General features: G+C 70.4%; 7 protein-coding genes. 2 read left to right on the forward strand and 5 right to left on the reverse strand.

Annotated features, from left to right (window positions below):
- From JF597_RS00965 to JF597_RS00975, 3 genes are all read right to left on the reverse strand, one after another.
- Nucleotides 1-242 (reverse strand): hypothetical protein (locus tag JF597_RS00965; RefSeq protein WP_293986802.1); only part of this gene is annotated, 242 nt, incomplete at its 3' end.
- Nucleotides 214-906: a response regulator transcription factor gene (locus JF597_RS00970; protein ID WP_293986819.1), complete on the reverse strand. Its 693-nt coding sequence runs from the start codon at nt 904-906 to the stop codon at nt 214-216. The genes JF597_RS00970 and JF597_RS00965, both read right to left, overlap by 29 nt.
- Before the next feature lie 23 nt (nt 907-929).
- Complete coding sequence (locus JF597_RS00975; protein ID WP_293986805.1) at nt 930-1,544, reverse strand: hypothetical protein; 615 nt, start codon at nt 1,542-1,544, stop codon at nt 930-932.
- Nucleotides 1,545-1,799: 255 nt separating this feature from the next.
- Here JF597_RS00975 and JF597_RS00980 point away from each other — a divergent pair, with 255 nt between their 5' ends.
- Together JF597_RS00980 and JF597_RS00985 are read left to right on the forward strand one after the other, a co-directional pair.
- On the forward strand, nt 1,800-2,921 hold the full coding sequence (locus tag JF597_RS00980; protein ID WP_293986808.1) for a hypothetical protein: 1,122 nt from the start codon (nt 1,800-1,802) through the stop codon (nt 2,919-2,921).
- 48 nt (nt 2,922-2,969) lie between these two features.
- The gene (locus JF597_RS00985) at nt 2,970-3,917 is read left to right on the forward strand and encodes a hypothetical protein (protein ID WP_293986811.1); all 948 of its coding nucleotides are present in this window, start codon (nt 2,970-2,972) and stop codon (nt 3,915-3,917) included.
- Nucleotides 3,918-3,919: 2 nt separating this feature from the next.
- Here JF597_RS00985 and JF597_RS00990 read toward each other — a convergent pair whose 3' ends face one another.
- Together JF597_RS00990 and JF597_RS00995 are read right to left on the reverse strand one after the other, a co-directional pair.
- Nucleotides 3,920-6,310 carry a penicillin acylase family protein gene (locus JF597_RS00990; protein WP_293986814.1) on the reverse strand — a complete coding sequence of 797 codons (2,391 nt, stop codon included), beginning with the start codon at nt 6,308-6,310 and terminating at the stop codon, nt 3,920-3,922.
- Between the two features lie 37 nt (nt 6,311-6,347).
- Nucleotides 6,348-6,737 (reverse strand): hypothetical protein (locus tag JF597_RS00995; RefSeq protein WP_293986816.1); only part of this gene is annotated, 390 nt, incomplete at its 5' end.

Below are 6,737 nucleotides of genomic sequence, written 5' to 3' on the forward strand. Positions count from 1 at the left end.
AGCTGGTCGAAGGCCTCCGCCCGCTCTTCCAGCAAAGGGTTGGTGCCCTCGATCGAGGCTCCCTGCGACGGCGAGGCGATCGCCGCCGCCCGGAACCGCAGACCGGAGTCGAGCTCGTCGAGCAGGGCGGCGCTCATCGACCGGTAGAGCACCGCGGACAGCGCCAGCAGCAGGACGGTCATCACCGCGGCGAACGCCAGGGTGACGCGGGCCCTAACCGAGAGCGACCGCGGGCCGGTCATCACCCAGGCGGTAGCCCGCACCGCGCACGGTCTGCAGCGACGACCTGCCGAACGGCCGGTCGATCTTGTCCCGGAGGTAGGACACGTAGACGTTCACGACGTGCAGGTCGCCGTCGTACTGGTCGTCCCAGACGTGCTCGACGATCCGGGTCCGGCTGAGGACCTCGTCGGGGTGCCGGAGGAACAGCTCGAGGAGAGCCTGCTCGCGAGGGGTGAGCTTCAGCAGCGTCCCGCCACGACGCACCTCTCGGCTGGCCGGGTCCAGCGTCAGGTCGCCGACCGTAAGGGTCGCGGGTCGGGGCACTGCTCCGCGACGCAGGAGGGCCCGCAGCCGGGCCGCCAGCTCCGGCAGCGCGAACGGCTTGACGACGTAGTCATCAGCACCCACGTCGAGGCCGCGCACCCGGTCGCGCACGTCGTCCAGCGCCGTCAGCATCAGCACCGGAGCCCAGGTGCCCTGGGCGCGCAGCTGCTCGCAGACGGCGAACCCGTCCGCGTCGGGCAGCAGCACGTCGAGCACTATCGCGTCGACGGTCGACTCCGCCACCTGCCAGCGCGCCTCCGCCGCGTCGGCGGCGGTCGCGACCGAGAAGCCCTCGTGCTCGAGTCCGCGACGCAGCAGGCTCCGCACCTTTGCGTCGTCCTCGACGACCAGCACCCGCATGCCGCTCACCGCCCTGTCCGAACCTACTTCAGGACGGCCACGAGCTCGAGGCGCTCGGTGTCACCGGTGACCGCGAGCTCCTCGATCTGCCCGACCCCACGGGCGTAGTACTTGTTGTCGGTCACCTCGGGCTCGAGATCGCTCTTCTCCTCGGTGCGCAGCGTCGCGGTGAAGCTGCCGTAGCGGACCGTGCGTCCGCCCGTCGTGCTCAGCGCGCGGTAGCGGTCCTCGGCCTGCCCCGGCGACCACTCCTGCCGGAACACCGCCCCGATCTGCGGGTTCGCCTCGATGTAGACGCCGGGCTCCGCACCCCCGACCCCGGCGCGGAACGAGCCCTCCGTGCTCTCGACATGACCGTGCTCGTCGAGAGTGGCGGTGTCCTCGCCGAAGTACCAGACGTTGCCGCAGGAGTCCTGCGCGTAGTAGTCGGTCGTCTGCTCCTCGAGCACACCGTCGAGGAACCCGCGGTCGTTGACCGCGCGCGTGAGCACCCCGTCGATCGTCACGGTGCGACGCGACGGTGCGAACACGTCCATGGCCTGCTTGCCGTCCTTGGTGCCGCTGAAGACGTACGTGGTCCCCGGCTCCAACGGGAACCACGGGTTCGTCACGTCCGCCGTGAACGAGCTCGGGTCCACCTTCGGGTGGTACGACCTGCCAGGGCCGTAGCTCGGAAGGGCGCACGCCGCCGGGCTCGTTCGCGTCGCGTGACCGGTGGCCGCGGCATGAGGTGCGCTGTGCGAGGAGCACCCGGCTCCGACGATCCCCACCATGACCAGTGCTGCCTTACCGCTGCGCTTCATGGGCCGGACGCTAGGCACCCCAAGGTCAGAAACCTGTCAGAGCACCGGCGGTGACGTGACGGTCGCGACGAACGGGGTACGGCGACCCTCATGGACCTTCGTGACCTCAGTGATGTCCTGATCGCCGACGGCCCCTTCGTCACGGTGCTCGTGGAGAGCGAGAGCGCCGTGGAGAAGCCGGCCGACAAGTACGAGCTGGTGTGGAAGGACGTCAGCCGCGAGCTGATCGACAAGGGCCTCGACGGCGCGACGGTCGACGCGGTGCTCAGCGCCAAGGGCACGCACGGCGAGGGCAACGCCCGGCTCGTCGTCGCGGTCGTCGACGACCACCAGGTGAAGCTGGCGATGAGCCTGCGGCACGCGCCGCGGCAGCCGATCGTGGACGTCGCGCCGCTCCCCCACCTGCTGCCGCTCGTCGAGGAGCTCAGCCAGCGGGTGCCGTACGTGCTCGTCAAGGCCGACCGCGCCGGCGCCACCATCGAGGCGTGGCGCGAGGCCGGCGAGAAGGCCCGCGAGGTCTCCGGGACCGCCGACACCGGCTGGGGCCCGGACCCGCGCGGGCCGAGCAAGTGGCAGCACACCGCCCACCAGCACGAGCTCGAGAGCGGCTGGATCGGCGACATCGCGAGCGACATCGCGCAGACCGTCAGCAGGCTCGCCTCCGAGGTGAAGCCGGAGCTGGTCATCGGCGTCGGCGACCAGCGGGAGCTGAAGGCGATCGAGGAGCACCTGCCCGGCGACCTGAGGCCCAAGTGGGCCACCGTCGAGGGCGGCCGCGGCGAGGACGGCGGCGAGGGCCTCGTCCGCAAGCGGGTGTCCGACCTGCTGCACCGGCACACGGCTGCGAAGACGCTGACCGAGCTCGAGGACTACTCGCAGGAGCGAGGCCAGCTCAAGCGCGCCGTCGACGGCGTCGGACCCGTGGTCGCGGCGCTGCAGAAGGCGCAGGTGCAGACCCTGCTCGTCACGACCGACGCGCCGACCGAGGGCGTCCTCTGGTTCGGCCCCGAGCCCGCCCAGGTCGGCAACAGCCCCGAGGAGCTCGCGGCGATCGGCGTCCCGATGCCGTCCTCGGGTCCGGTCGTGGACGTGCTGCTCCGGGCCGCGATCGGCACCGGGGCCGACGTCTCGCTGGTCCCGCACGAGATCGAGCTGGCACCGCACGGCGGGGTCGGCGCCCTGCTGCGGTACGCCGACGAGCTCGGCCAATAGCGCCATCACCCGGACAGAGCTGGTCCAGAGGCCTCACACTCTTGGCTCGTGCCCAGCCTTCGTCCTGCTCTCGTCATCGGCGCCGCCGGCGCGCTCGTGCTCGCCGGCGGACTCACGACGGCAGTGCACGGCGTCGGCACCACACCGACGGACGTCGCGAGGGAGTACCTCGCGGCGCTCAGCGCGGGGCACGTCAGCAAGGCCCTCGCGCTGACGGCGCACTCCGCCACGGTGGACCGCACCCTGCTCACGACCGACCTCCCGCCGGCCGACCGGATCACCAAGGCGACGCTCGGCAGGGTGACCCGCAAGGACCGGACGGCGACGGCGGCGATCTCCTACGACGTCGACGGCAGCGCCCAGACGACGACGCTGCGACTGAGCAAGCACGGCGACACCTGGTTGGTCGACAACGGGCTCTCCAGCATCGTCATCGACGGAGCCGCCACCGACGTCGCCTCGGTCGCCGTCAACGGCACGAAGGTGAAGGTGTCGGCCGGCAGCACCGCGCTGCCCGCCGTTCCAGGCCTCTACGACGCGAAGATGCCGCCGACCTTCGCCTTCACCGCGAAGGAGCAGAAGGCCCCGGTCACCGGGGACCCGGGTGCCCTGCACTTCGACCTGACGGCCACGGCCGCCGGTGAGAAAGAGGCCGCCGCAGCCGTCCTTCGCGCGCTGAAAGCCTGCCTGGCGAAGGCACCGCAGGTCCTCGAGAACCCGTGCGGGACGGACACGACCGTCTTCGTCGACAAGAGCGAGTTCCGGAACACCGGCTTCCGGTGGACGCTGCTGAAGGCTCCGAAGCTGCACGTCTTCGCGTCGGCCGGCACGTTCGAGGTGGATGCCACGGCACCCGGCAAGGCGCAGATCAGCGTCTACGCGGTCGATCTCAAGCACCGGTACCTGCCGGGGCGGATCACCATCCCGACCCCGCTCACGCTGGACGGTCTCGTCACCGTCACCTTCACCGGCCGGGTCGCGAAGGTCACCTTCTGACCTCAGCCGGTGAGGTGCACCGTCTGCAGCGTGGCGCGGGCGACGTCGCGGGCGCAGAACCGGTCCGTCACCCACTTCGACTGGCTGAACAGCTTGGTCTGGTCCGCGTAGTGCGGGCTCTTCGGGTTCGTCGACTGCGAGTAGGTGAGGATCGTGCGGGTGTCCGGGCAGCCGCTGCCGTTGAACGACACGACCTGGATGAACGACGAGCCGTGCGGCAGCTGGCCGATGTAGCCCCTCGTCGCGTCCCACGGCGCGGCCACGGCGTTGAACACGCCGAGGGTGCCGGGACCGCCGTGGTACGGCGTACGCGTCCCGTCCGGGCGCACGTCGACCTGGTACTTCCCGAGCGGCCCGTCCAGCGGGATGTGCGCTCCCTCGAGGTCGTTGATCGCGTCACCGAAGGCCTTCTGCACCAAGGGGTTCAGGGTGTTGAGGCCACGCGGGGTGTTCACCGGGTCGTTCGCGCCGAACGGCGTCGACCACACGTGTGCGGTCTGCAGCGACGCCTGCACGCCGACGGGCACGGACGTCACGTGCGTCCAGAACCTGCGGAACAGCAGCGCACCGCGGGCGTCGAGGCTGTCACGGCCGTTCCACTTCGCCAGCACGTCGCAGGCGTTGCCCACGTCCACCGGGCCGCTGGCTGACGGCGCGTACCCGCCGGGGAAGGCGCGGCACATCGACAGCACGTCCGGCTTGGTGATCTCCCACGAGTACTGCCGGTCCGAGAACAGGAGGTCCTGCATGTCCTGCCGCGTGAACTTCTTGCCCGACCGCTCGGCCACCATGACGAGCCCGGAGCGGGTTCGGGTCGTGCGCGGCGTGCGCTCGTCGCCGATGATCGTGGCGAAGCCCTCGAGCGGCTGCTTCGGGTTGGCCAGCCAGTAGGAGTCGTTGGAGTTCGTCACGTAGTCGTGCCGGATCAGGTACGGCATGTGCGACGGGCCGAAGATGCCCTTCTGCACCGCGTCCGGGTCGTTGCCCCACTCGCACGAGGACCGCGACCCGTCGAGGATCGGCAGCCGCAGCGCGGCGAAGGTCGCGGCACCGGCCGCGGTGTCGCACGTCTGCGCCTGGTCGTTCGTGACGTGCGGGGTCACCGAGATGTCGGCGTACAGGGCGTCGCCCTTGTCGTCCGAGGCGATGGTGTTGACCCACGGGATGCCCTGGTTCCGCTTCAGCGAGGACAGCACGTCGTTGCTGGACTGCCCGTGGTTCACGTCGAAGAAGTGGTTCAGGTACCGGAAGTTCGGCGCGTTGGCGTCGCCCATCGAGAACGCGACGGCCGGCGTCCAGGGCAGCGGGATGCCGAGCAGCGAGGTGAAGACCGACCCGTGCCGGGTGGCGTACAGGGTGCGGGACTGCTTCTTGCCCCCCGGCAGCGCCACCGTCACGGTCCGGGAGGTCATGGCGGTCGGCTTGCCGTCGTACAGGTAGGTCGTGGGGCTGCCCGGGACGAGCGTCTCCTGGAACGGCGTGAACCGGTACGACGTGGAGACCGTGTGCGACCAGGCCATGTGGGCGGTGTGGCCGATCAGGATGATCGGTACGCCGAGCAGTGAGCCGCCGGCGACGTCGAGCTTGCCGGGGATCGTGAGCTGGGACTCGAAGAACCGCTCACTGCCGATCCACGGGAAGTGCGGGTTGCCGAGCAGCAGGCCGTGGCCGTTCTTCGTCATCTGCGGGCCGAGGGCGACGGCGTTGGAGCCGATGGCGAGGCCCTTGAACTCGTTCTGCAGCCCCTCGGCCAGCTTGGCGGTGTCCAGCGTCGGGACGGGTGCGGAGGGGGTCGGAGGCTGCGCACCCCCGATGCCGTCGATCGCGACGCCGCCGGAGGCGAGCAGGGCCAGCTGGTAGAAGCGGTGGTAGGCGTCGAGCTCGGTGATCGGCGTGACCCACGGCTTCCCGGCGCATGCCGGGTCGGTGATCTTGTTGGTCTTGAGCCAGCGGTTGTAGCCGGCGACGTAGCCGGTCACGGCCTGCCGGATCTCCGGCTTCGGGGCGCTCGGCCCCTTCTGCGCGAGCAGCTTCTCGACCGTCTTGGCGTCGTTGATCTGCTGGAAGAAGAAGTCGCTGTTGAGGTTGTTGACGCTCGCGCCGTTGCCGCGGAAGACGTAGCCGTTGTCGGGGCCGAAGAACTTCGACCGCTGCGCCCGCACCGTGGTGTAGGTGTCGGCCATCGTGCAGATGGTCTCTTTGGCGAGGGCGTAGCCGTACCCGTAGCCGAGGCTGCCGTAGTCGCGCGCCGTGATGTGCGGGATGCCGTACTCGGTGTACCGGATCGTGACGTCGTACTTGTGGTGCGGCTGCGGGGCCTCAGCGGCCTGGACCACGGGGGCGAGACCGGCGACGAGGGCCAGGGCGGCGAGCAGGGCGGTGCGGCGCTTCATGGTTGACGTGTTTCGACGCCGTTGCCCCGGGTCCTGCCTAGTGCCAGCTGGTGTCGAGGCAGCCGTCGAACTCGGCCAGCGGGTTCGTGAGCCGCCGCGACGTCACCGGGTCGACGAGCTGGGCCGGCTGGGTGGCGGCCGCACCGGTGGCGGTCCAGCAGCCGTCCGCCTTCAGCTGCACCTCGAAGGCCTGCGACGACGCCGTACCACCGTCGAGGAACTGGACCGAGCAGAGCCAGTCCTCCCCCGGCCCGTCGTGCGCGGAGCCGGTGCGGCTGCAGCTGGCCAGCGTGTGCAGGTCACCTGCCGACAGCGTCCGCCCGAGCAGCTGCTGCTGGGTGACGTAGAGCGCGCTGAAGACCTTCTGCACGTCGCTCGACAGCTTCGGCGGGGTGAGCGCCGTGCTGCAGGCCGCGAGCAGCGGCAG

The sequence above is a fragment of the Streptomyces sp. genome, from assembly GCF_019510245.1.
Classification (GTDB): Bacteria; Actinomycetota; Actinomycetes; order Streptomycetales; family Streptomycetaceae; genus Streptomyces.